Source organism: Nocardia sp. NBC_01730, from assembly GCF_035920445.1.
In the GTDB taxonomy this organism is placed as follows: Bacteria; Actinomycetota; Actinomycetes; order Mycobacteriales; family Mycobacteriaceae; genus Nocardia.
In genome coordinates, this window is sequence record NZ_CP109162.1 from 3,015,067 (window position 1) to 3,039,310 (window position 24,244).

The 24,244-nt window shown below is 65.1% G+C and carries 23 protein-coding genes and 2 pseudogenes; 19 read left to right on the forward strand and 6 right to left on the reverse strand.

Annotation, left to right across the window (positions count from 1 at the left end):
- Positions 1-222 precede the first annotated feature (222 nt).
- From OHB12_RS11530 to OHB12_RS11565, 8 genes are all read left to right on the forward strand, one after another.
- Positions 223-1,332: a tyrosine-type recombinase/integrase gene (locus OHB12_RS11530; protein WP_327118829.1), complete on the forward strand. Its 1,110-nt coding sequence runs from the start codon at positions 223-225 to the stop codon at positions 1,330-1,332.
- Positions 1,329-2,540, forward strand: a complete 1,212-nt coding sequence (locus OHB12_RS11535; RefSeq protein ID WP_327118831.1) for a hypothetical protein — start codon at positions 1,329-1,331, stop codon at positions 2,538-2,540. The genes OHB12_RS11530 and OHB12_RS11535 overlap by 4 nt, the downstream gene beginning before the upstream one ends.
- Before the next feature lie 442 nt (positions 2,541-2,982).
- Positions 2,983-3,531, forward strand: a complete 549-nt coding sequence (locus tag OHB12_RS11540; protein ID WP_327118833.1) for a hypothetical protein — start codon at positions 2,983-2,985, stop codon at positions 3,529-3,531.
- 281 nt (positions 3,532-3,812) lie between these two features.
- Positions 3,813-4,127, forward strand: coding sequence for a nucleotidyltransferase domain-containing protein (locus tag OHB12_RS11545; RefSeq protein ID WP_327118835.1), 315 nt, complete (start codon positions 3,813-3,815; stop codon positions 4,125-4,127).
- Complete coding sequence (locus tag OHB12_RS11550; RefSeq protein WP_327118837.1) at positions 4,124-4,369, forward strand: hypothetical protein; 246 nt, start codon at positions 4,124-4,126, stop codon at positions 4,367-4,369. The genes OHB12_RS11545 and OHB12_RS11550 overlap by 4 nt, the downstream gene beginning before the upstream one ends.
- A gap of 454 nt (positions 4,370-4,823) precedes the next feature.
- Positions 4,824-5,990 carry a tyrosine-type recombinase/integrase gene (locus tag OHB12_RS11555; RefSeq protein ID WP_327118839.1) on the forward strand — a complete coding sequence of 389 codons (1,167 nt, stop codon included), beginning with the start codon at positions 4,824-4,826 and terminating at the stop codon, positions 5,988-5,990.
- Positions 5,987-8,137 carry a tyrosine-type recombinase/integrase gene (locus tag OHB12_RS11560; RefSeq protein ID WP_327118841.1) on the forward strand — a complete coding sequence of 717 codons (2,151 nt, stop codon included), beginning with the start codon at positions 5,987-5,989 and terminating at the stop codon, positions 8,135-8,137. Before OHB12_RS11555 ends, OHB12_RS11560 begins: the two co-directional genes overlap by 4 nt.
- On the forward strand, positions 8,130-8,534 hold the full coding sequence (locus OHB12_RS11565) for a hypothetical protein (RefSeq protein WP_327118843.1): 405 nt from the start codon (positions 8,130-8,132) through the stop codon (positions 8,532-8,534). Before OHB12_RS11560 ends, OHB12_RS11565 begins: the two co-directional genes overlap by 8 nt.
- 36 nt (positions 8,535-8,570) lie before the next feature.
- Here OHB12_RS11565 and OHB12_RS11570 read toward each other — a convergent pair whose 3' ends face one another.
- From OHB12_RS11570 to OHB12_RS36245, 5 genes and pseudogenes are all read right to left on the reverse strand, one after another.
- Entirely contained in the window at positions 8,571-9,134 is a 564-nt protein-coding gene (locus tag OHB12_RS11570; RefSeq protein WP_327118845.1) for a peptide deformylase, read from the reverse strand.
- 49 nt (positions 9,135-9,183) lie between these two features.
- Positions 9,184-9,687: pseudogene (locus tag OHB12_RS11575) on the reverse strand (peptide deformylase).
- Positions 9,688-9,892: 205 nt separating this feature from the next.
- Positions 9,893-11,272, reverse strand: coding sequence for a hypothetical protein (locus OHB12_RS11580; protein WP_327118847.1), 1,380 nt, complete (start codon positions 11,270-11,272; stop codon positions 9,893-9,895).
- A gap of 424 nt (positions 11,273-11,696) precedes the next feature.
- Positions 11,697-12,230 carry a transposase gene (locus tag OHB12_RS11585; RefSeq protein WP_327121028.1) on the reverse strand — a complete coding sequence of 178 codons (534 nt, stop codon included), beginning with the start codon at positions 12,228-12,230 and terminating at the stop codon, positions 11,697-11,699.
- A gap of 55 nt (positions 12,231-12,285) precedes the next feature.
- Positions 12,286-12,678, reverse strand: a pseudogene (locus OHB12_RS36245) (winged helix-turn-helix domain-containing protein); the annotation flags it as partial.
- 323 nt (positions 12,679-13,001) lie between these two features.
- Between OHB12_RS36245 and OHB12_RS11590 the strand changes: the two are divergent.
- Complete coding sequence (locus OHB12_RS11590) at positions 13,002-13,790, forward strand: IS5 family transposase (protein ID WP_327121030.1); 789 nt, start codon at positions 13,002-13,004, stop codon at positions 13,788-13,790.
- 350 nt (positions 13,791-14,140) lie between these two features.
- On the opposite strand, the gene OHB12_RS11595 is transcribed toward OHB12_RS11590, so the two are convergent.
- Positions 14,141-14,710: a hypothetical protein gene (locus tag OHB12_RS11595; protein ID WP_327118849.1), complete on the reverse strand. Its 570-nt coding sequence runs from the start codon at positions 14,708-14,710 to the stop codon at positions 14,141-14,143.
- 264 nt (positions 14,711-14,974) lie between these two features.
- Here OHB12_RS11595 and OHB12_RS11600 point away from each other — a divergent pair, with 264 nt between their 5' ends.
- The 10 genes from OHB12_RS11600 (at position 14,975) to OHB12_RS11645 (ending at position 24,131) form a co-directional block, all read left to right on the forward strand.
- Positions 14,975-15,127 carry a hypothetical protein gene (locus tag OHB12_RS11600; RefSeq protein ID WP_327118850.1) on the forward strand — a complete coding sequence of 51 codons (153 nt, stop codon included), beginning with the start codon at positions 14,975-14,977 and terminating at the stop codon, positions 15,125-15,127.
- A gap of 193 nt (positions 15,128-15,320) precedes the next feature.
- On the forward strand, positions 15,321-15,488 hold the full coding sequence (locus tag OHB12_RS11605; RefSeq protein WP_327118851.1) for a hypothetical protein: 168 nt from the start codon (positions 15,321-15,323) through the stop codon (positions 15,486-15,488).
- Positions 15,489-15,570: 82 nt separating this feature from the next.
- Positions 15,571-16,803, forward strand: coding sequence for a hypothetical protein (locus tag OHB12_RS11610; protein ID WP_327118852.1), 1,233 nt, complete (start codon positions 15,571-15,573; stop codon positions 16,801-16,803).
- A gap of 115 nt (positions 16,804-16,918) precedes the next feature.
- The gene (locus tag OHB12_RS11615) at positions 16,919-17,134 is read left to right on the forward strand and encodes a hypothetical protein (RefSeq protein WP_327118854.1); all 216 of its coding nucleotides are present in this window, start codon (positions 16,919-16,921) and stop codon (positions 17,132-17,134) included.
- A 141-nt stretch (positions 17,135-17,275) separates the two neighbouring features.
- On the forward strand, positions 17,276-19,045 hold the full coding sequence (locus OHB12_RS11620) for a ParB/RepB/Spo0J family partition protein (protein WP_327118856.1): 1,770 nt from the start codon (positions 17,276-17,278) through the stop codon (positions 19,043-19,045).
- 103 nt (positions 19,046-19,148) lie between these two features.
- Positions 19,149-19,487 (forward strand): hypothetical protein, encoded by a 339-nt coding sequence (locus OHB12_RS11625; RefSeq protein WP_327118858.1) that lies wholly within the window; start codon positions 19,149-19,151, stop codon positions 19,485-19,487.
- Positions 19,488-19,526: 39 nt separating this feature from the next.
- Positions 19,527-20,390, forward strand: coding sequence for a bifunctional DNA primase/polymerase (locus OHB12_RS11630; RefSeq protein WP_327118860.1), 864 nt, complete (start codon positions 19,527-19,529; stop codon positions 20,388-20,390).
- Positions 20,391-20,417: 27 nt separating this feature from the next.
- On the forward strand, positions 20,418-20,726 hold the full coding sequence (locus OHB12_RS11635) for a hypothetical protein (protein WP_327118862.1): 309 nt from the start codon (positions 20,418-20,420) through the stop codon (positions 20,724-20,726).
- A gap of 477 nt (positions 20,727-21,203) precedes the next feature.
- Entirely contained in the window at positions 21,204-22,385 is a 1,182-nt protein-coding gene (locus OHB12_RS11640; protein WP_327118864.1) for a DUF4192 domain-containing protein, read from the forward strand.
- Positions 22,386-23,579: 1,194 nt separating this feature from the next.
- Positions 23,580-24,131: a single-stranded DNA-binding protein gene (locus OHB12_RS11645; RefSeq protein ID WP_327118866.1), complete on the forward strand. Its 552-nt coding sequence runs from the start codon at positions 23,580-23,582 to the stop codon at positions 24,129-24,131.
- Positions 24,132-24,244 lie beyond the last annotated feature (113 nt).

The window sequence follows — 24,244 nt, forward strand, 5'->3', positions numbered from 1 at the left end:
TGTGCGGCTTACGGTCTGCGAGTCGGGCAAGAATTCGATCACTTCCGATCGAGATCTTCGGCTCGCGGCGCGTACGCGCCGAGCTCTCGCGATCGCAGCCGGCGACCAGGTTCTTCTGGTGGCCGATGCACAACAGATGGCGATGACTGTGCTGCCGCTACGGGCGATTGATCGTCTGGTCGGTGCGGCGTGTGAGGACAACCGTGTGGAATCGGGGCAATCGTGACCGCGACGCCCTCCGTCAATGACCTCGACACCGCCAGACGGCTGCTCGACCAGATGCAGACCCTGTTGGCACACAACGAGTCGCACCCGAACGTGCCCAGGTTCGCGGACTACGTTCCCCGTGTCCTGGCCGCGATGCCCGCGACCTTGACGGTTGTGCAGTATCAGTCGTTTCTGCGCAGGGTCGCCGAGGCGTGGCCGGACAGGCGGATCGACGAGCCCACACCGACCGAGTTCAAGTCCCTGATCGCCGAGATCGTCGAGATGCGCCAGGTGAGACGCAATGACGTCGGTGGCAAGGGCACGGCCAGAGGGGTGATCTCGGCGCTGCGCAAGTTGTACGAGTTCGCGGTCGATGACGGCTATATCCGGTCAGAGGACAACCCTGGGAAGAAGCTGGCGATGCCCAGCTTGCCCCCGTCACGCCGTCGCGCGCTGTCGCGAGATCAACTCGTCGAGATCAACCGGGCAGCGGCGGAATCCGGTGAAGACCCGGAGTTGGACACCCTCATCCTTCGCCTGCACACCGAGACGGCGTGCCGCCGCGCGGGCGTGGTGGATTTGCGGGAGGTCGATCTCGATCCCGCCAACTGCCTCATCCATCTCAGAGAGAAGGGAGGCATCACCAGGTGGCAACCGATCTCGCCGACCTTGATGGAAGCACTTCAGCAACATCATCGCAGGCGAAAGCCGCACGACAGGTCGGTCGGACATCGTGCTCGCAATGGGAAGGTCATCACCGCCGAAGCCGAGGCACGTCTGCTCCGTTACCGCAACGGCGATCCGGTCAACAACCGCCAGTACCACCTGATGTTCCAGCGCATCGGCGCCGCGGTCCCCTGGGTGGTGGCACACCAGATCTCCATTCACTGGCTACGGCATACGACCTTGACCTGGGTGGAGCGGCGTTTCGGAGTTCCGGTCGCCAAGGCCTATGCCGGGCACACCGACAACCCCGGTGGTGCCACGACCCTGCTCTACACCCGCGCTGGTCTGCCCGAAGTCGCGCGAGCCCTTGCCGAGCTCACCGGTGAACCGCATCCGTGCGCGGCCGCATCCGGCGCCGACCCCAATTACCTCCCCTCCGGCCCGAGGCAGGATCCATGACACCGAAGTCGACATCACCCAGCCACCAGCTCGCCGATCCCGCGACCCTCGGACGATCGGTCGAGGTGGCCCGAAATTGCGTCCCCCTGCAGGAAGTCTCAGAGCTGTACCAGGCGATGACGGTCGCCGAGATCGAGGCCGAGCAAGGGTTAGCCCGATGGGAGCGTGCCCAGCGGCGGCGCCAGCGCAAGCGTTCGGTGCGTGGCGAGCTGGCCGAACAAGCGCGACAACAGCGGTCGGCCCGCCGGTTGCGGCAGCAGGACGCGCGCCAGCTGCGATGGTTGGCGAACGCTCGGGCAGATCGTGCGCGAGCGACGAACCCGGACGCGTTGGTCGGGGCCTTGCATCACCGGGCAAGGCGCTCCTCATTGCTGTTGCGGTGTGTGATGGGGGTCGGGTTGCTGTGGTCGGCGGTCAACGTCGGCCGCAACCTGACACCCGCCGACGTGACACCGGGGCCGACGTGGTGGCTGTTGTGGGCGTTGTCGTTCGGGATCGAGGCCATGATCTCGGTGCCGATCCTGGAGATCATGGCCCAGGCCGCGACCGCGGCCCGGCTCGGGCAACGCGTCGATCGCGCCAAGATCGTGTTCTTCGAAGCGGCGCTGCTGACCGGCACTGTCGGATTGAACTGCGGTCCACACCTCATTCAAGGCAGCTTCGGTAGAGCAGCGGAATACGCGGTCGCGCCGGTCATGGTGGTGGTATTGATGTGGCTACACGCGTGGCTGACCACTCGCTACGCCGAACTCATCGAGGCAGTCGCCACCACTGACAGCACCACGCACGATGCCGCGACGAACGATCCTTCGCCTGCGTACACCCAGCATCGGAGTGCCGGTCGCCTGATGCAGCACGTTGGAGGCGGGTCCGAGGATGTGGTCGCCTATCTGCCCTCTGATCGTGCCGAAACGGATGATCCGGGTCACGACCCTGGTGCGGCGGGTCTCGGTGAGGACCTGGCGCGGATCGCAGGAAAGTTGGTGGCGACCGGGCGTAGTGAGAAATCGGTCACCGAGATCGTCGAGATTCTGGAGTTCGCCGCGACGGGGATGAACGCGAACGCCGTCGCCACCGCGATGTCGACCCGGACGGGGGCGACGTGGCGGCGATCCACCGTCGACCGGATCATCGCCCGCGCAGTGGAGTTCGGATTCCCTGTCGTAGGACCGCGATTGGAGGTGGTCGCCGACCAGAAACCCGCCTGACCCTCCGACCGGCGACGGTCGGTGTGGGTGCGATCCGCCTGTAAGGGATCGCACCCGCCTCGGGAACCGAGATCGGCCCAACAGAACCAATAAACCGAAACCCCCAGTAGCCGCTGGAGACTTCACACCAGACAACACGAAGGCTGTCCATGACTGGCACCTCCGGGGGGAACCCTGCCCAAACCATGATTCAACCGACACCACCACGTCGTCCGCGTGCTCGCACGAGCCTCCCAACAGAGACGTCGAAGGTGATCGATCCGCTCTTGTAGTGGAAACCGGTGACGAGCAGTTGGCGACCGCGCGACGCATTGTTCGCGACGCTGGAACCCTTGCTCGCTGCCCGACGTTCCATGCGGTTGTGGAACCCGACAACAGTGCCGCCGCGGTTCGCTGACCGCGCGCAATCCTTGACCGCAAGCTGCCCGATCAGCCTGCGGCAGTGCCGATATATCTCCACGGTCGGACCCGGCTGCTGGTATTGGACTTCGATGCCAAACACGGCCACAGCCCCGCCACCGTCGACCGCGACGTCGAGCACTGCTTGACCCTGCTGCACGCCTGCGGCGCCCGCACAGTTGCTGATCGCTCCACCAGCGGCGGCCGCCACATCCTGATCCCCCTCGCCGAGGGCACCACACTCACCCGCGCCGAGATCGAGCCTGTCCTGCGGGCCCTGGCCGACCGGCTGCTCAGCCTCGACATCACCCCGATGTTCAACGACCGCACCGGCTGTATCACCCCACCCGGATCCCGCTGCCGCGACGGCGGATTCCGCATCCTCGACGGCCCACTCGACCAAGCGGCCCACACGCTCACGATCCGTTCGCCCGCGACGTTCTGGCCCCGCTTCACCCAGCTCCTCAGCACCGACACCGACCCAAGTAACCCCGGCCGCGCGCGACGACCACCAGGCGCGCGCGACGGCGCGCACTGCGCGCGCGACCCCGCGCGCGACCGCGCCCACCAGCGGCGACACCCCGCCGGATGACCTCAGTCGGCTGTGGGAGGGGGCACGCGGCTGCGCGCGGGCTATCGGCGACACACACCGATCCCCGTCGCGGTGCTCGCGTTCGCGCGCGAGGGTCGCGCACCGCAGGGTCGATGGCGCGCACACAACGGACGCCTTGATCGCTCGGCCGCGCGCCAATCACGTATGGCATCAACCCGGAGAATATCCGTTGCCCGACGGAACCGGCCCGATGTCAGATAGTGGGATGACCACCGACGGGCTCGACATCGCTCGGCAGCTGATTCGGCAACTGTTCCCGGATGCGCGCGGCCTGGCTGGGCGGCAGCACCGCGTTCGGGATCGCCACGGCAACTTCCGATCTGGATATCACCGTGCTGCTCGCGGGTCCGCCGGCACCGTATCGCGAATCGCTGCACCATGAGCGGCGGCCGGTAGATCTGTTCGTGCAGACCGAGACGTCGATGGAGCACTTCTGCGCCGAAGAGCGCGATGCCCGGCGGCCGATCGCCTTGCGGCTGATCGGACAGGCTCACATCCTCTCGACGCCGGCGGTAGCGGCGAACGCCTGCGGGACCGGTGCGCGAGGCAGCTCGCCGCTGGACCGGAGCCGTTGACCGACACGGAACTACGAGCCGCTCGCTACCAGATCACCGATCTGCTCGATGACCTCACAGGCTCCGAGGACCAAAACGGACGTCTGCTGATTGCGGCCACTCTGTGGCAGACCACCGCCGATCTGCTGCTCACCGGGCACGGCCGCTGGAGCGGCGGCGGCAAATGGCTGCGCCGGGAGCTGGCCGCCTTCGATCGCGACACCGGCACGGAATACGCGCAGGCACTGGCGCTTGGGGTGTGATCAGTTGCGTTCGGCACCATCGAGCCGATGACCGAGGTCATCACCCGGGCCCTGGACCTGTCCGGCGGGCGATTGCTTCACGTCCCGCCTGACCGAATCAGCCATCGCGGTTGAACTGCTGGAGCGTGCCTTGGCGCCGCGGCTGAGGCGGTTCGAAATTCAATGCGGAGTTCTACGCACGTGCGATGTCCGCTGGTCAATACGCCCAGTTCGTGCCAGTTCCTCTGTATTGCTCGACCGAGATGGGCTCCACACCAGGCTTCATGTGGTCGAGATAGATCAGTCCGTGCAGGTGGTATCCGGGGTACAGCTGGCGCACCGCCGACGACGCTGACGTTCGACGGGTTCCTGGGGAAATGAGGATCGGGTCGGCTCTTATCCGGGGAATGTCCGCCACGCCGTTGACGACGTTGACGTCCGATGATCGCTGAGGGTTCGCCGGTATGGTCCCGGCATGGCCGTCCGTCAACGAGTTGTGGCTGGTGACGAGGTAACCCATGTCGTCCTCGATCGGGAGTGGAAAGTGATCGCGCCGATCGAGGATTACCTTGAATACCTGCGTCAGGAGCAGTACTCGCCCCACACGGTCCGGAGTTACGCCGGGGGGCTGGCGTCGTGGTGGACGTTGTTGGAGCAGCGGGGACAGGATTGGCGGCACGTCGGTGTCGACGATCTGGCCCGGTTCGCGCGGCGGTTGCGTGACCGGGGATCCGATCCGACAGTGCTAGCGCTGCGGCCATCGAAACCGGCGGCGACGAGCACGGTTGGTTCGGCGGTAACCGCAGTGCTCGGCTTCTATCGCTATCACGCGATCGTGGGCGGCGTTCCCGCTGCGCGGCAGTTCTACGTGCATGTCACCGGCGGAACGATGCAATCGCGCAGCCAGTACGCGTCGTTCCTCGGCCACATCGGCGGCGGCCAGGATCGACGGGTGATCGGCCGCCGCCGAGGACCGAGCACTCCGGCACCACTGCTGTCGCCGCAGCAGATCGCTGTCATCAAGGACGATGCTGCGCGATTCGAGGACGGAAACTGGTTGGGGGACTTGCGCTTCCGGTTGCTCTGGAGCCTATTGGAGGAAACCGGCGTTCGGATCGCCGAGGCACTGTTGATGCGGCATCGAGACTGGCAGCCCGGCACAGGTACTACCGCGTTCATCGAGGTGGAGCCACGTGAAGATCTCCGGCGTCGTCTGCGGGTGAAGAATCAGCACTTCCGTCGCATCTATGTCGGTGACGAGTTGGACGATCTCTACGGCGAGTATCTGTTTCTGCTGGCGGAGCATGGTTTCCAGTTCGACGATGACGATCCGATCTTCATCAACTTCTATCGGGGTCAGATCGGCCGGCCGTTGCGGGCCGAGACTGTCTACGACTGGATCGAGGGTTTCAAACGCCGTCATCCGCTGCTGCCGGCGGAATGGACACCCCACTGGTTCCGGCATTTTCACGCCACCGCGCTCTTGTTGGCCGGGATTCCGCCGCACGTTGTTCAGCGTCGGCTCGGGCATCAAGACATCAACACGTTGATGAGGACGTATGCTCACGTCACCGATGACGCCGAGATGCGGGCCGCCGCAGATTGGAAGATGCTGATCCAGCGGTGGGGAGCCGCCGCGTGAGCGTGACGTTGCGGACACCGGCCACCGATCGTCACTCGGAGAAAGCAGATCCGCGGCTGTTCATCGGTGGCAGCTACGACGAGCGGGTGAATCGGCAACTGGCCGCGGAACTTCCGGAGCAGGTGCGAGGCGCCTACTTCGACCGGGACGACATGCCCGCGCACTGGATTGCCGCCATCGCCGAGAACCTGCCGACCTATCGGGCGAAAGGGCACAGCGTCGTCCTGGATTTCCGAGTGCTGCCCGAACCGATGCGCACGGAGTTCCTCTGGGCCGCCGAGCGGCAGGTTCAGCTCGGTCTTCATGTCCACGCGGTGCCGACCACCAGGCTCTGCGCCTACCTGGGCGAGGCAGTCGAGCGCGAATACCCTGACGCGGTCAGCTTGTTCGACCGGTCGAAGGACGAGTGGTCGAGGGCGTTCGTGAAGATGCGCATAACCGACGGGCGGCCACTGCAGCCGAGCTATTTGGCGCGGCTGGGCTGGGTGCTGGGACGCACCTTCGACACGCTCGCCCATGTCTATCACAAGGGCCCATGGTGGGAACTGGACGTCTGGAATCCGATGTTCGATCCACGAATTCCGTTGCGCGAACACGAACCCAAGCGCACCAACATCACCTACTTCCAGCAGTTGACGACCCCGTGGCTGCGGCAGGGAGCCAAGTTCTGGCTGTCGCGGCAGCTGGAGCGGGATGTCTATACCTGGACCACGGTTCACGACCGTCGATACAACCTGCAATGGTTGCAGCAGTATGTCGACGACGTCGGCTGCGATGGCCCCCACCTTGTCGACGATCCAGCCAAACTGGGCTCCTGGATCCAGGACCTCCGGCAATGGCTGCGCCACCAGAAATGCAAGTCAGGGTCTCGGAAAGGTCAGCCGCTCAGCGAAACTCCCCGACGAGCCGCGCTGACGGCGCTCGAACAGCTCTACCAGTTCATGTTCGTCGAAGGCGCAGCCACTATCGGCAACGACGACTGGTCTCGGTTGGGGCCACAGCACGCGGTGTTGTTCCGATTCGGCGACAAGCCCACCGGCCCCAAACGTCCACGGCCAGAGATGATCCTCAGCGACTCGGTGATCAGCCGGATCGCGCAGCAGAGCGAGCTCATCGCCCGCCCGGCCGAAGAGGGCGGGCTCGGCGACGAGCAGTTGCTGAGGATGCTCGGCCTGATGATCCGCACCGGTCGGCGGATCAAGGAAATAGCCATGCTCGATTTCGATCCGCTGATCGCGATCCCGTTCCATGACCCGGACGGCCACGTCGCCCGACTGCGCTACCAGCAGACGAAGATCAGCACAGGCGACGCCACGATCCTGGTCGACCAGGAGGTCGTCGACCTGATTCGCCAGCAGCAGGCCTACGCACGCGCGTTCATGGCCCGGCAAGGCCGCGCTCAGGTCGACCCGAAATATCTGTTTCTCGCCCACGTCCAGAACCGCAACGGTGAGCGGCCCTACCCCGTTGGCACCGCACGGCCACGGCTGACGCAGTTCGCGAAATTGGTCGATCTGCGCGACGAGATGGGGCGGGAAGTCGAGCTCAGCCGCACTCACACCTTCCGCCACACCAAGGCGACGAATCTGCTCAACGCTGGGGTGCCGATCCACGTCGCGATGCGCTACATGGGGCATGCGTCACCGGTCATGTTCATGCACTACGCGCAGACACTGGCCGAGACGGCAGAGCGAGAGTTTCTGCGCTACAAGAAGATTGCGGTCGATGGTCGAGATCACAGCCAGGACCCCAAGGAGATGTTCGAGTCCATCGCGCTGGACAAACGCACCGACCGGGTGCTGCCGAACGGCTGGTGCCTGCTGCCTCCTCGCCAACACTGCGACAAGGGAAATGCCTGCCTGACATGCACAAAGTTCGCGACCGACGCATCACACGCGCCGGTCTTGCGGCAGCAACACCGCGAGACCCTCGAACTGATCGACCGACGCCAACAGGCCCACTGCGAACGATTCGGCGAGCCCATGAGCGAGGATAACGTCTGGCTCCGTGGCCGACGCGCAGAAACCACGGCGCTCACGGCCATCCTCGGCCGCCTCAAGCAGATCCGCTCGGTCGAGGTCACCACCGCGATCCGAGGAGCGGGCGCACCGCAACGCCAGAAAGACGAGGCGACCCGACATGACTGACCGACGCACCGAGGTCCTCGCCGACGCGACCCGGCAACGCACATACCGAGCCGAAAAAGCAGTCGAAAAGGCCCTCGCCCAGGCCCGAAACACTGGTGGCCCGGTGACCATCGCGGGAATCGCCGCGTCCGCCGGAGTGTCATCCGATTTCATCTACCGCCACCCAACACTGCGACCCCGGGTCGAAGCATTGCGTCGAGCAAATTCCCCGGCTCGGACCGGAGTCGACATCCCGGCAGACGCTCACGCCGCTGAGAGCACTCTGGTCCGCAGGCTCACGCATCAGCTGGCCACCGTCCGCCGGCAACATCAACAGCAAGTCGCCGAACTCCGTGCGGCGCTCGAAGCCGCGCACGGAGAACTACTGCTTCTGCGCAGGAGCCGCGACGATCAGTGAACCTCACCGCCAGACCGAAAACCGCCAAACGCCTGCCTATTTCGAGTACTGCCATACCGAGCCGGTTCCCCGATACTCCGCCAGCGGAATCGGCACCATACCTGGCCGCATTTTCTCCTTGAACAACTTTCCAGCCAGATGATCGATCTCATGAGCCACGAGCCTGGCGGCTCCGTGCTCGAATCTCGACACCTGCTGTGATCCGTCGAGCCAATCGTGAGCGACACGCATCATCAGCGGTCGAGGAACACGGCCGCGCACATCGAAGAAGCTGAGGCAGCCCTCGAACTGCTCGTCGGTCTCCTCCGACTTCTCAACGACCACAGGATTGAGCAGGATCATCGAGCGGCCGCCCGGGAGCCGGACGATCGCGGCCGCCCTCTCGATCCCGATCTGCGGTGCCGCAACACCAACCCCTTTCGCGAACTCGTGAACAGCACTCACTCGGTCCGCGGCGGCATCGAGGGCGTCGATCACCGACAGCGCTTCCTCTTGGTCCGCAGGCAGTTCGAACCGGCGAGCCACTCGGGAAAGCCGCGGATCGCCCTCCTGCACGATGCCGGCCTGCCGCATCAGCTCAGTAATGGTCGGCTCCGCCACTGGCACCTCCTAGACGTCGTGGACTCGGATAGGGGGTTGATCCTCTACGTCAGCGGCATACCGCCGACGTCTCACCTGCACAAACATCCTCGAAATCCGTTGCAGCGCCGGATAATAAGTGGTCGATTTCATGTGCGGCCAGGCGCGCGACTCCGCGGTCGAACACCGTAATCCGGGTGTTGCCGTCGATGTCGGTGTGTTCGACGTGGATCGTCAACGGGCGCGGCACTTGTCCGCGTAGGTCGAAGAAGCTCAAGCATCCTTCCTACTGCTCGTCTTCGCCGCCGCCCGTTTCCACGATGCGCGGGTTGAACAGGGTGATGGTGTCCACGTTGGGGGTCCGGACGATCGCCGCGGCCCTGCTGATGCCGATCTGCGGTGCCGCGATGCCCATCCCTTTGCCGAACACATGGGCTTTGGCGACACGCTCGGCGGCCGAATTCAGTTCAGCGATGACACGGCGTGCGTCTTCTGCTTCGACGGGCAGATCAAACGGGCGCGCGACCACGCACAGGATCTCGTCACCTTCCTGCGCGATGCCCAGGCCGACCATGATGCCGCGATCAGCCTGCACCGCCTCCACGGAGAGGAAAACATCGCCGAGGCCTGCCGCACCACCGCGCTCAGCCAACACCGCGGAATCCATCTCCTCCAGGACCATCAAAATGCCAAGTCAGCAGCCTGAAGCCCGACAAACGCTGGAGCCCTGGATACCCCGAATTCAGCCACCTATCTTGCTGAGATCACCTCAGTAGAACTCATTGTTGCGCTGATTGCTCTATCTTAAGGTGACGGCGTTCGTCGGTTGCGTCGTCGAAGAATTGATGCAGCTTCGTAACTACATTCTCTGTTGCCGGCCAATGATACTCCGTCTCGGCAGTGAATTCCCGCGGCCCGGCCTCATTAAAACCCATTTTCGCAAACTCGACAGCTCTACCCTTGTGTACTGCGAGAAATCCCTGGGTGTACGAGTCGATCAAGTCATTGAAGGCACGAACCACCGGATGGTCGCGTCGCTTTGCTGCGCACTCATTAGCGAATTGTCGCAACTGGGGCCCGTGGGCCACGCTCTTGATGAAGACCTGATGGTTGTGCTGCATCTGCAGAAATGCCTTCTTTGAGGTTTTTCCTAGTTCGGTATCGAAGTTTGCACGCCCCAGAAAAGCATCAATTAGATGAATGCACGGAGCTTGTGGCCCCGACAGGCCGAGATGTCCCCCATACCCGGACGTGTACTTCACTATATCGCGGTGCCATACAACTGGGTCGACAGATCTTCGTGACAGCATAGCAAATCCGAGTCGCAGTCGCTTGAATGCGTCGATAGCTTTACCAATATGATGTAGTATCTCGCCAACTATTGCCAGTTGCTCTGCGGATTCGGTTGCCCTGACGTTTAACGCACGGTAGTTGTGTATGAGTTGTTGAGTCTCGGCTACGATGCCCACAAGATCGCTTACACGATACTCCATCATGGTCGGCGTGTTGTGAAACCTATTCTCCGCTTGGCCTCGGACCTGTGATGATTCGATGTCGCCTGCGGCGGCTTCCGCTGGGCTGGATGCATTGTTAACCGGACATATCAGTTTGAAATCATCAAAAGTACAGCTCAGCAGGTCAACGTGGTCGCTCACCAGATAGGATGCGGTAAGACTCATGTCGGCAAGTGCACAATAATTAGGCGATTCACAATAATCGGCAAAGCGATTCACGGCATTCTGAACATGGCCAGGCAGCGGCTCCGGCTCAGGCATTTCTTGAGCAATAACTCGGTCGAAATCTATGCAAGCCTGCGCAATGCAGAACACGATGCTTTTAGTCTTCATAAAGGTTAACGGATCGTTAGTGCAGTCGTTATAAATGGAGTCGACATCCAGTGTTTCGACTTCATTAGCGCAAATTTCACGTACACGTTTACTGATGAATTGCTCTGGTAACTGTTTCCACAGGCGGAGCCATCGATCGGGCAGGGCAATACGCGCCGATTGCATCGCTTTCGGATCAAACATGAAACCAAAATCTTTGGAGAGCGCGCCTTTCAAGGGATTAAGCCCATTTTCCAGAAGCTCCCATGACGGCACGGTTGATGCATGCATCGAAATGACCTTTTTCAGTTGATAGTATAAATTGGCAGACATCGGTCGGCCCGGAATAGTCGCGTTTCAAACGATATGATTCCGTCCGCTTGAACCGGGGCGTTCACGGAACACATATTCACGCTGCAGAACTTTCACCGCGGAAGCCATCACGGCCTGCGGACGTACTCTACAAACGTACTCTTTACATATAATTCAGCAATATCACTCACGCTTCATTCAACGATGCTTGCCAAGCCCGAAGTTGATCACGCAAAGCGCGCGCCGGGCATCTTCTCGAGCGATGGGCTATGTACCGTTTCGACGAAAGCGCTACCTCCTTTGGCAGTGCGTATCGCATCACATCTCCTCCAGTTCTACTTCTCTCCAGACTATCGGTGAGGCCCAGATTTGGAAACGATCGTTCTCATCGAACCTGAGTTGGCTCATCCGCTTAAAGATCTTTTGGTAATAGAGTGAGTTGCTGTCAGAGGAGAAGCCTGGTGTGGTCGAGGAAGTTGAAACACAGATCGTAGTTCGTGCCGACGCGTTCGAGCCCGGTTTCGGTAGCGGCGCGGGCTTCATCGATCGTGTCGGGACACAGATTGGCCAGTTCGGTGGATTTGATGTTGCCCCAGACCATTTCGATGGGGTTGAGTTCGTAACGGTAGGGTGGGAGTTGCTCGACGCGCAGCCACATGCGTTGGGTCGCGATCCAGGCTTTCATGGCCTTGGAGCGGTGCGAGGGCAGCCCGTCCCCGATCAGGGTGACCGCGTCACCGGCGAAGTGCTCACCCAGTGCGGTGAGGAATTCGATCAGCGACTCGGTGTTGTAAGCGCCTTCTTTGATCTGGAACACGAACGCCGTGCCACTGCGGTCGGGCCGATAGGCCAGGACCCCGGCCATCGACAGTCGTTTCCACGAAAAGCGGTGCCGCAGCACCGGTGTCACACCTTTGGGCGCCCAGGTCGCTCTCACTGCGGGCAGCAGGGAGAATCCGATTTCGTCTTGGAAGCAGATCCACGCACCTCGGCGCCGAGCGCTTTTTTATGCGCGGCCACTCGGTCTCGCGCCACGCCGCGATCACCTCGTCGTTGCGCTCGACCGCCCGCCGGGCCGGGCGCTGCCGACTCCATCCCATCCGCTCCCGCAGGATCGTCCAGGTCTGCGTCTGTGAATACCGCACCCCGGTCATGCGCTCGATCACCTCGGCCACCCGCGCCAAGGTCCACATGTCAGTCGGAAACCCATTCGCCTTGGGACCCTTCATCAATGCGGCTTCGACCTCGCAAACGTGTTCATCGCTCAACCGTTGCCGACGACCCGCCCGGCCCACACTCGCCAAAGCGTCACGTCCACCTTCGACCCATGCCTTCTGCCAGCGCGACGCCGTCTGCGCCGACACCTCGAGCTCCACCACCACATCGACCTGCCGCCTACCGGCCTCGAACATCTCCACCGCCCGCATACGACGCTCCCGCAATACGTCGAAATCACGACGCACCCGGGCACGCTTGTTCTTTCGGCCTCTCTCCCGCCCACCCGATGATGGCTCCCGCTCTGACACCCTGCGATGGTCCTACACCGCAGCACAACCCGACCGGAGCAACTCACCAAGTAACCGAAAGATCTTTAAGAGGTCGCGCAGATTGGGTGTTGGTATTCGGGTGTGAGTGCGGGCGGGCACGGCCCCAGCGATCATGAAAGAGCTTACGTCTCTTGATCACTCGAGGGTCCGTGCCCGCCCTGCCATCATGGCTCATCGACCCCTAATGGGACCAGTTCGCCGCCCTGTTGCCTGAGCGTCGCCTCTACGATCCCCGGCATCCACTGGGCTGCCACCGCCGCCGCATCGACGACCGGATCGTGTTCGACAAGCTGATCCAGGTGCTGCGCTTCGGCTGTTCCTACGAGGCCATCGCCGATGCGGCACGCTCGGCGACCACGATCCGCAACCGCCGCGACGAATGGCTCGCCGCCGGGGTCTTCGCCCGGCTGAAGACGATCGCTCTGGGCAGCTACGACCGCATCGTCGGCCTGGTCCTCGACGACATCGCAATGGACGGCTGTATCACCAAGGCACCCGGCGGCGGGGAAGTCGCCGGGCCGTCCCCGGTCGACCGCCGCAAGCAGGGTATGAAGCGTTCACTGCTGGTCGAGGGCTACGGGATCCCGCTGGGGCGAGTCCTGGCCGGCGCGAACCGGCATGACTCACCCTTGCTGGCACCCACCCTCGACTGTCTCGACGAGCTGGGGCCGCTGCCCGAGCAGATCACCGTTTACCTGGACTCGGGCTACGACTCGGGCAAGACTCGCGACCTGCTCGCCGGTCGTGGTCTGCGTGGGAACATCGCGGTCAAGGGCGTGAAGGCCCCGGTGCAGGCGAGCGGACGCTGGCACGTGGAGCGAACGAACTCCTGGCACAACGCCTTCGACAAGCTGCAGCGTTGCTACGAACGACGCGAACGTGTCATCGACGCCTTCTTCGATCTCGCCGATGCAGTCATCACCGTCCGCGCCCTCATCCGCCGCGCCTGGACCACCCACCGCTGGGACACTCGGTCAGCACACCGCCGGTGACACCACCTATCTGCGCGACCTCTAAGGCCTACAGGGTGGTCCGCACCGAGCTGGCCTTGACAGCCAGGTCCACCTGACCATCTCCACCGACTACGACCCGAAAGCAATTTCGGTTGATCCGCATTCGAGAACTGAACTCGGGCAGACGGCGCTGGCGCAATCCTGGCTCAGGGCCGTGCCCCGCGGGCCCTGCATGACCCGGCGATACGTGAGATCGGCGTGGATCGTGACCCGACCAAAGTCATCGTCGAAGCTGTGGCCGACACCCGGGAACCTATCCGTGGCCTACCGATCTGACCTACGCCGTTCCCGCCGAACAGCCCTAGGATCTCCCCTTTCCAGGCCATCATTCAGGTTTGGTAGTTGCTTGTCTGCGTGGGGCGTGCTGACGCGCGGGACTCGACGGGGTCAACGGGGTCGGTGACCAGTTCTTTCCCCTGCTGACTGGGGCCGGCAGGGACGTGGTGAGCATGCTCGGATTGGTCGGTCGATGTGGCGGTAGACATCGGTAATGCGCCCGGCGAGGGCGTGCCGCGATGTGCGCGATCGGTGGCGATGAGCTGGCGGACTTGTTTAGTGCTGATCTCGAGCAGTTCAGCGACATCGTCATCGGTTTGACCATGGTCACGGATCACCGCCGCAGCCTCGGCTTGGTCAACGCGGTAGCCGGCGATCTCCTGCGCGGCGCGTGATTCGGCGTCGGTTATCTGCTGACGTAGTGCCTCGATCTCGTTGTTGCGCTTGGCTTCACACGCGGCTATCGCCTGCCAGTCGGCGAGATACCGCTTCACCGCCTCGGTGATCGCTCGCTCTCGCTGACGTGCCAGCGCTCGACGTTCCCGGATACGAACGCGGGACCGTTCCAATCGTTCGACGACTTCCGGGGAGCGATCCTTCCGCGGGGGGCGATGCGTCGACATGGCCAGCCTCCTGAATTTCGGGGCCCGCCTGCAGATTCTTCCCCCCTCGATCCTACTCGCGTGGCACTGGCGGCACGTCCACGGCTGTCAATCCTATTGTTGCAAAGCAGTTTTTCCGGTCACCCCAATCGGGCGGCCCTTTACCTGCCCTGTCCGGGCAGCCAGCTGAGCACGTCTTCATCTCCTGTCTTCGAGAGGACACCCGGATTCGTCATGTCCGCCGCAGCATTCGCCGTCAGCGCCTACACCAACTCCACCGACTAGGTGTCCGCCTACACCCTGTGCGCCACCGACCACGCACCCCTGCGTGGGCAGGTGTTCGCCGACATCAGCGAACACCACCCGGTCATCGACGGGATCACCGAGACCCGGCCGATGGTCATGCTGCGGTTCCTCGGCCTGACCGTCGATGATTAGCGCCTCGACAACCCCCGCGTCACCCGCACGGTTCGAACCGGGCACGACCGGGCGCGGGGCCGCCACGCTGGTGTGTCTGGGCGAACCCGGCTACCTGGGAATTGACTGGGTTATCCGCTGGCGACGGCCGACGCGGACATCCGTGAGCTGGTGAGCGACACCGTCACCGAGATCACTGGTGAATTCCTCACCGATGACCACGCCGCGCGCTATCGGCACTGGCCGGGCCGAGCAGCGCCTCCAGGACGCAGCACGTGCCCTGGAGGCCAGCCAAACCCTCAAACAACTCGCCGTTCGCCGCTTGGCCGCCACCCGCGCTGAGGTCGATGGGTCGTGGGCGCCGGTGCAGGCGCTGCGCTAACAGCACTGACTGCCGGTCGGGTCGACGCCTGTGCTCTCTGCTCTGAGGTCCGTATCTGTCTATCCGAGAGGAGTTTTCACTCATGTCGATCGCTACCTGTGTGCGTCACGCCGAGCTGGGGGACCTGGTCGGCTTGCTGAATGCTCAGCAGGCCGCCAAGGTCGATGTCGTCGCCCCCGCGTCGGCGTTGCGTGCCAGTGATGGCCTGCTGCGGTTGTCGGGGATCGAGCCGGTTCTGGATGAGCGGGGTTTCACCCTCGTCGACGGCTTGTACCGGCCGACCGCCGCCGCCGACTCGCACCTCGGGTCGAAGCTGAAGATCCCCGTCGGCTACCTGAAGTGGTTGCGGGAGGAGCCGCGCACCGATCTCTACGACGCCAACGTCAACGGCCTGCTCCACGGCTCTGAAGACCCGCGCCTGCCCGGCGGTGGTGATGACCGGTCGTTCCTGCTGCGCCTGTTCACCTCCGGTGTCCCCGACGAGCCCGGGATTCTGCGGGCGGTGCTGTCGGATCGCTACGGCATCATCGACAACCTCGACGTCCTCACCGCCGTGCTGGAGGGCATCCGCCAGGCCGATGGCGACGTGTCGGTGCGCTCCTGTGATCTGACCGAGTCCTCCATGCACTGCAAGGTGTACTCACCGAAGGTGCGGGCCCTGGCACCGAGTTTCCTGTCGAACTATCGGACCCCGTTCGCCAACCCCGAACTCGAGGCCGAACGCCGCCGCGCCGCAGGCGAACTGGATCGGTGGCGCCCCGTCGCGGCCCGCGAAGGCCGCGGCTATCGGCCCGGCAACGAGCCAATCGTGTTCGCCGGATTCCGGTTCTCCAACTCCGAAATCGGCCACCACGCGGTCACCTTGAAACCAGAACTGATGGTCGAGATCTGCGGCAACGGACTCACCCTACCGATCTTCGCCTACACCAAACGCCACATCGGGGACCGCCTCGAGGTCGGCGGGAGCTGGTCGCAGGACACCTACCGTAAACGCCTCGCGGTGATCACCGCAGAGACTCGCGACAAGGTCGCCGAGTGGCTGTCGCCGGAATTCCTGGCCGCCCGCATCACCGAGTTGGAACGTCACGCCGCCACTCCGGTCGCTCACCCAGACCGCACTATCGAGGTCGTGGCCAAACGGCTCGGGTTCACCGAGGACGAACGCACTGGGATCCTCCGCCATTTCATCGCGGGCGGTCAGCTCACCGCCGCCGGCATCGCCAACGCGGTCACCAGCTACAGCCAGACCGTGCCCGACGCCGACCGCGCCGACGCCCTCGACGACCTCGCCCTGCAAGCGATGTCCCTGGTCTGAACCACCAGCGCGGCGGCCCCGGCCCGGCCCCGCCCGTCCGGACGTAGTCGTTGTTCTCCCTCATTCCATCCCTATGGGGCCTTGGCGGCCCCAATCCTCGAGGAGGTTTTTTCGCATGCCCGAAACTCTGACTCTCACCCGCGCGGAGTTCGACAGCGCCGAGCATTTCGGTACCGCTGGGACCATCACCGCGCTCGGTGAGAACACCCTCACCCACTGGCGCGAGCAGCACCCGGATTGGGAAGGCAAGCACTGGGGCTACAGCGACCCCGACCACCACGGCGCGCGATTCCTGCGCCCGATCAACGTCGCACCCCGCACCAAGAACTAGCCCTGCGACCCGTTCACCGCGCCGCCGCCCCCCACAGGCGGTCCGCTACCAGTTCACACCTCTCATATCCGCTCTCAGGTAGGCACCGGCCAGTCCAAAGCTGCCCGGTGCCTACCTGTTTCACCATAGGAGCACCCTCTGATGTCACACGACACCGACACCGACACACCCACACCGGACCCCGACGGCGCTGCGGCACCCGACGCCCGTGACGTCGGCTCCGAGACCGATAGCTCGGTGCCCGCGCCGGTGCCGGGTCGGGGGCCGACGATGGATCCCGCGCTGCTCGACATCGCCGAGAACGTGCGCAAGAACTTCCGGCTCGATGACCATTTCGATGTCACCGAGTCCATTCGTGAGCACGGTGTGAAGTCCCCGATCAAGGTGATCCGGATGCCCGACGGGCGCCTGGTCGTGCGTGATGGGCAGGTCCGCACCCTGACCGCGCTCGCGTTCGAGCAGACCGAGGTGCCGGTGTGGATCACCGACTTCGACCCTGCCGTCGATACCACCGAAGCCGAGATCGAGCGCATCACCGAGCAGATCACGGTCAACGACCGACGGATTCCGCTCACCGACGGAGACCGCGCCGCAGGTATCGCCCAGATGCTCGATCTCGGAGCCTCGGTCACCCGGGTAGCAAAGGCATTGCAGACCAAACGCGACGACGTCAAACTAGCGGGCAAGGTCGGCGCCTCCGCCACCGCACGCGGGTTGGTCGACGAGGGCCAGTACGACCTCGAGCAGGTCGGGGTCATCGCCGAATACGACAACGTCGGCGACACCGACGCTGTCGAACGGCTCATGCGCGCCCACCGCAGCTGGTTCTCCTACGAGGCCAACCGGATCGCGCAGGACCGCGCCGAAGCCCGCGCCTACCTGGCCGCGGCGTTGCCCTACGCCGAGGCCGGGGTCGGGATCTTCACCGACTACCCCGACGACGGGCAATTCAGCGACGACGGGCCGCTGATGTTGGCGGCCAAGTTGGTCGACGCCGACGGCGCGGCCGTTGACATCGGCCACATCAACGCCAACCCCGGATTCTGGCTGGTGTGGTTGGAGGTCGGCGAGGACATGGTGTGGGTCGAGGTCGACACTGGCGCCCGCGTCGACCCCGACACCGTGGACTGGGACACCCGCGAGGACCCCGATACCGAACCGGCCGAGGGACTGCGCCACGCCCGCGACGTCGAACAGCGCGAACAGGTCCTCGCGGAATACTTCCTGCCCCGCGACCTGCTGGAGGCGGCCGGTCTGCGTGAGCGCGAAGAGGACACCGATACCGGTATCGACGACACCGACACCACCGACGTCGACCAGGACGAAGAAGGTGGGGACGGCGAGGGCGACGAGATCGCCGCCGCGCGTCGCGCCGCCGCGGAGGCCGCCGCGGCACAAGCGCGGGGGCAGGAGCGGTTGGCCAGGCGGCGGGTCCGCGAACTCAACAAACAGGGGTTGGCTGCCAAGACCACCCGCACCGAGTTCGTCACCGGGCTGCTGACGCGCAAGACCCCACCGGCGCAGGCCGCGACGTTCCTCGCCCACGCCCTGGTCTCCGACAGCGGGCTGCTCAGCGAATACAACGCCTTCTCCACCGCGGCAGAACTGCTCGGCATCAATGGATTCCGCACCCGCGACGACGTCCGCGCCGCCATCGAGACCGCCAAACCCGCCCGCTGCCAGGTGATCGTGCTCGCTCTGGTGCTCGGCGCGTACGAGAACCGCGCCACCAAGGAACTGTGGCGCTACGCCGACCGCGGTGTGCGCCGCTACCTGAAGTTCCTGCGCGAGCTCGGCCACCCGCTCGTGCCCGTCGAACTCGCCGCCCTCGGCGAGGTCAAATCCGACGACATCGACATCGACACCCCAACCGGCAACGTCGAAACCGATGAGCAGGCCGAGGCCGCTTGACAACTCGACAGTCCCTCATGCCGGTGCGCGCCCCCGGCGTCGCCGCACACCGGCCACGCCGGCCCGTGTGTCCAGTATCCGCTTTCCCTGTCAGGAGGTTCATGTGCGCCCCACCGAACAGCCCGTCATCACCGACCTCAGGGTGACCGAGCGGGGATATCGTGCCCGCGCCCTGTGTGTGATCGATGAATACCCCGGCGACATCACCATCCTCGTGGACACCACCGCGGCAGCACGCTCGCGCTACAGCGTCGCAGTGTTCGATCCGATGAGCCTGTCCTGGCGCTCGATCCTGCGTGCCACCGGCCCGGACTACCCACCCCTGCCCGACGACCCGACCGCCGGCGAAACCCTCGCCGCGGTCCGCGTACTCGTCGATCACCTCCACACCACTGCGGTGTGGATTTCGCGCACCGCCCACAATATGCGCCCCCGCCACTAGCCGCCGACCCGTCTCCGGTCGAGCAGGAGGTTTCCTTCCGTGACCGATCTTTCCGACCTGCGGGCGGCGGCCCTGGCTGCCGCCGCCCGCGGCTGGCCGGTGTTCCCGCTGCGCCCGAGTGGGAAGAAGCCAGCGATCAAACGCTGGCCCGACCTGGCCAGCACCGACGAAGACCGCATCCACCGCTGGTGGGGCTACAATCCGCGCTACAACGTGGCGGTCTTGACTGGCAGTCCTGCTGGGCTGCACATCATCGATCTCGATGCGCGCCACATGACCCCGCCCGCTGCCGATCTGACCAACGCCCTGGCTCGGCTCGCCGAGTGCTTACTACGGCCCGCGCCACCGACACTGACCATCGCCACCCCCTCTGGCTGGCACCTGTACTACCGCGCCCCGAACGAGCCGCCGTTGCGGTGCACGGTCGCACGTATCGGCGACGGTATCGATTCCCGCGGGCACGGCGGCTACATCGTCGCCCCCGGATCCCGGACACCCCGCGGGGGTTACACCGTTGCCGAGAACCGGCCGGTCGCCGATCTTCCCGCCATGCTGATCCAACGGATCATCCCGCCTCCGCTGGCTCCGGCACCGAGAGGCGGCTGGACGAGTTCGGTGGCGGTGGCGCCGGATTCGTATCTGGCGGCGATCCTGGCCGGGGAAGCCGAGCGGGTCGCTCGTGCGCGGGTGCACCTGCGCAACCACACCTTGTTCCGCTCGGCGTTGGTCCTCGGGCGGCTCGTGGCCGCCGACGAAGTCAGCGAACACGACGCCCGCACCGTCCTCACCGCCGCCGCCGCAGCCCACATCGGCGTCGAGGACTTCACCGCCGAGGAAGCGCACCGCACCGTCAGCAACGGATTCCGCTACAGCCGCGCACGCCCCCGACGGCTGCGCCTGTAACCCCGCCATCGGATCAGGAGCCCTACCGTGCCTGAGTACTACGTCCGCTGGGAGATCGACATGAGCGCTGATGATCCCGTCTCGGCCGCCTTCGCGGCGTTCGATCTCTTTCGCGCGCCCGACTCGAAGACCACTGTCTTCGGCGTCACCGAACCCGACGGCCACACCTACCGCGTCGACCTCGACGAGGACCCGATCACCGCACACCTCGTCAGGAAACCCGCGCGTCCACGACCGGTCGCGCGGCGGCTCACCCGGATACTGCCCATGCGAGTACGGCGTCGCGCCGCCGCCTGGTGCACCGAGATCTCCATCGCCCGCCAGCAGTCCTCGTGACCCCTCCGAACCCCGCCACACCCGAATTCGTCTGTGTCCTGGCGGGTGTGGACGGCGCGGGCTGCGGAACCGCACGCCGACTTCCTTGCCGTCCGATCACCATGCGCGGCGACCGTGATCGCCTCAGTGTCGGCGCGCCATGGTTTGACGCTCTCGCCCACGACTCTGCTTCGCGTCCGCACCGGACACCGTCCTGGGTCGGGTCGGGACGGGTCGGGACGGGTCGCCGTCGACACCGAAGTCCGCATCGCCTGGATAGGTGAGGACCGCCCGCCGATCCTCACCACCGGTGGACCGAAACACACTCCTGGGCGTGCACGCACCCCTGATCCGCCCTGCCGCCACGCCACTACGCGCCCAGCCACGGCATCGACACCAACCTGTCGCACCCCTCAAGTGGGGGCAGGCCGGATTCGGCACCGATAACGCTCCGGCCGCCCGCGCACAGCACCCACATCCGGAAAGGAAACGAAAACTATGTCCGACAACACCGACAACACCCCAACCCCAGCCAGCACCGAGACCACCTCAGCTCCTGATCAAGCACCCGAGGACCTGGCGGTGGGAGCGCTGCATGTCGATGATCCCGGCGAATTGATTATCGCGGTACCCGCGATGGTCGGATTCGTGCCCGAGCGGTCGCTGGTGGTGGCCGTGCTGCGGAATTCCCCGAATCCGGGCCGCGGTCGGATCATCGACGCGGTGCTGCGCTTCGATCTGGACCAGAGCAGTCGCCATAGCCTGGCCGCCACGTACGCGCAGTGTGTGACACAGATCTGTGCCACGGAGAGCGCGAGGCAGGTGCTCGCGGTGATCGTCAATGATCGGGTGCGCGAATCACGCCGCACCCGCGGACACCGCGCGGTGAGCACCGGGCCGTGGGCCGCGCTCATCACCGCGTTCGCGCGGCAACTCGCACACGAGGAAGTGTTCCTCGCCGGCGCGTGGGCCGTACGCGCAATCGAGGCGGGCCAGCGGTGGTGGAGCCTGCTGGACGCGAATCACCGTGGCACGTTGCCGGATCCGGCAACGTCGCTGGTGACGGTGGCACATGTGCTCGACGGGCGCCCGATCCGCGGCGCCCGGTCTGAACTCACCGATCTGGTCGCCCCCGACGACGACCTAGTCGAGCAGGTGACGGCCCATCTCGACAGCGCCCACGCTCTCGCGCACGAACACTACCTGGCGGCGGTCCAGCGCGGCGAGCCCGACGGATATCACCGACGCACACTCGAACGCGTGCTGTGGCAGATCGCCGACACCGACTCCGGCGCGGCGCTCACCGCCCCGGAATGCGCCGAACTGGCTGCCGCATTGCGCGACCGGACCGTACGCGACTCACTGTTCGCCCTCGCCGTCGGCGACGACGCCGCGGCCGCGGAAAACCTGTGGGCCGCGCTGGTGCGGGCATTGTCGGGCAGCGACCGTGCCGATGCCGCAACACTTCTCGGCTACAGCGCCTACATCCGCGGCGACGGCCCACTTGCGGGCATCGCCCTGCAGGCGGCGCTGGACGCCGATCCGGCACATTCCATGGCGATCCTGTTGGAGACAGCGCTGCGCACCGGAATGCGCCCCGACACCTTGCGTCGATTGGCGCATTGCGGCCTGGGGATCGCCGCCGACCTCGGCATCGACCTCGGTCCCGCCATCCGATGAGCCCTGCGGCTCCAGACCACACCGCGCTGTGGTGATCGATAGCGCCGCTGAGCTCGTGGCGTGGATCCGAGCGAACCTGAGTTGGAATTCCCCCACGGGCACCAGCAGGCGAGCTAAGCTCACTCGTCGGGGGTTCCTGGGGTCGCACCTTTTCCTGCGTTCACCCGTTGTAACGTCCGCGCCAGCGCCAACCCCTGCCCGGCGCGTCGCGTGGCACCCCAAGGTGGTGCGCCCATCCCCTTCGGGCGCACCACCCGTCCCGTCTGAGCGCAGCTGTGATCAAACTCGCCTGAGCATCCACCGCTGCCGAGTCGTCACCGACTTCAGTGACGACCCGGCCCTGCGTGTGTCATCCAGAGCCCGCATGCCCGACACTGTCGTACTTACCGATCCGGAGACAGCGCGGGCCCGCGCATCCGGATCCTGCTCAACACCCGCAGCGCCGCAATGGCGTTCGGCTCCCACGACAGCCGCTTCGCTCTCGCCTACAACCCACCCCGACACCACAGCGCCCGCGCACCAGCCGTAGCCGTTTCTCGCGCTGCGTCGCTGTCGCGGCGTGGTCGATGCCGCCTCCGGCGGGGGCACAGGCACATCGATCCACGCACGCCGGGCATGAGCCGGGCGCGGCTCAGTTGGCGCACGTCGCGCTGTCGCTGCGGGATCCGCTCGTGCGGGGCTGCATGTACGGGGTGGCGGTCAGCGCCCTCGCCGCCGCCGCGCGCACGTTGGGGGGGACGCTGACGCGGGTGCTGTCCGAACCCGACCGCGCCAGCCGCGGGCCTGCTCAGTGCCGCGGCATTTCTCGCAGGCGATGGCGGTATGGCGGCCCTGGCCGTGTGGACCGCGCTCGCCAGCGATTCGGGCCAGCACATCGCCAAAGCCATCGGCACCCGCCATCGACAGCGGTATCCGCCCGCACCTGCTGCGGCGTCTGGCTCTGCTCGGGCGTCGCAGTGCCGCCGAACTCGGCGTCACTCTCTGACCCCTCGATCACCCAACGGTCACCGCGACCGGTGAGGCCGCTTGTCGGTACAGACGTGTCGCGCTGTGGCACCGACTCATCGGCGAGAACCGTGCCCGCGCGGTCACCACTTCACCGCGTGCTGCTCGACGCCGCGACCGCAACCCACCGATCACCCGCACTGCGTGGTGGACATCCCACATCCCTGCCAATAGTGAAGGAGCACAAACATGGCCGGAGACACCGTCATCACCGTGATAGGGAATCTGACCGCTGATCCGGAACTTCGTTTCACCCCGAATGGTGTGGCGGTCACGAATTTCACCGTCGCCTCCACACCCCGCTATCAGGACCGCAACACCAGCGAGTGGAAAGACGGCGAGGCGTTGTTCCTGCGCTGCAACATCTGGCGCGACGCTGCTGAGAACGTCGCCGAGAGCCTGACCCGCGGAGCCCGCGTCATCGTCACCGGTCGGCTCAAGCAGCGCCGCTGGCAGACCCCCGACGGTCAGAACCGCACCGCCACCGAGCTCGAGGTCGACGAACTCGGACCGTCGCTGCGCTACGCCACCGCCAAGCCCAACCGTGTCAAACGCGGCACCAACGACGACAACGGTTTCGGGCGCACTGCCGGTCGCCCGAATTCCGATGACCGGTCCTCGGAGCTTGTCGGTGCGGCAGCGGGCACCCGCGGCACGCAAGTCCGGCCGGACGACCCGTGGGCGGTGAACGGCGCGGGCTCCTTCGGCGGTGGATCCGGCAGCACGGAACCACCGTTCTGACACTGCGCGTCTTCGTGAACGGCGGTGCCCGGCGCGGATTGTCGCCGCCGGGCACCGCTGTGCCGCCAGCTCGACCCCAGCCTCGTCCACTGCAGCCTCACATGATCAGGAGC